This is a genomic window from Actinomadura roseirufa, from assembly GCF_900659635.1.
In the GTDB taxonomy this organism is placed as follows: Bacteria; Actinomycetota; Actinomycetes; order Streptosporangiales; family Streptosporangiaceae; genus Spirillospora; species Spirillospora roseirufa.
In genome coordinates, this window is record NZ_CAACVB010000578.1 from 1 (window position 1) to 927 (window position 927).

General features: G+C 75.4%; 1 protein-coding gene. It reads right to left on the reverse strand.

Going from position 1 to position 927, the window contains the following annotated elements:
- Nucleotides 1-177 precede the first annotated feature (177 nt).
- On the reverse strand, nucleotides 178-927 hold a 750-nt coding region (locus E1291_RS41515; RefSeq protein WP_131743488.1), incomplete at its 5' end, for an SDR family oxidoreductase.

Sequence of the window (927 nt, forward strand, 5' to 3'; positions counted from 1 at the left end):
AGCGGCGGACGCGGGCGCGGCGATCGCGCCGCCCGCCGTGACCGCCGCGGCGGCGGCCCCGCCCGCCTGGACGAACCTTCTCCTGGACAACTCGCTCATGAACGTGCTCCTCAGCGCTGGTTGGAACGAAGGTCGAGAGGTGGGAGCGGGGGGGGCGTCGTCCGTCAGGGGTTCACGTCAGCGCAGGAACGCGGCGGCGACCCCCGCGTCCACGGGGACGTGCAGGCCGGTCGTGTGGGTCAGGTCGCCGCAGGTGAGGGCGGCGACGGCGGCGGCGACGTGCTCGGGCAGCACCTCGCGTTTCAGCAGCGTCCGCTGGGCGTAGAACTCGCCGAGCCGCTCCTCGTCGACCCCGTACACGGCGGCGCGCTGGGCGCCCCAGCCGCCCGCGAAGATCCCGGAGCCGCGGACGACGCCGTCCGGGTTGACGCCGTTGACACGGATGCCGTGCTCGCCCAGCTCGGCGGCCAGCAGCCGGACCTGGTGCGCCTGGTCGGCCTTGGCCGCGCCGTAGGCGATGTTGTTCGGCCCGGCGAACACCCCGTTCTTCGACGCGATGTAGACGACGTCGCCGCCCATCGCCTGCTCGACCATGACGCGGGCGGTCTCGCGGGAGACGAGGAACGAGCCGCGCGCCATGACGTCGTGCTGGACGTCCCAGTCCCGCGCGCTGGTCTCCAGCAGCGGCCGGGAGATCGACAGCCCGGCGTTGTTGACGACGAGGTCGACGCCGCCGAAGGCGAGGACGGCGGCCCGGACGGCTGCGGCGACCTCGTCCTCGGACGTCACGTCGGCGGCGGCGGCCACGGCCGCGTCGGCGGGCCGCGGGGTGGACGCGCCGATCTCCGCCGCGATCTTCTCCGCCGCCGCGGCGTCCCGGTCGGCGACGACGACGCAGGCGCCCTCGGCGGCGAGGCGGCGGGCGGT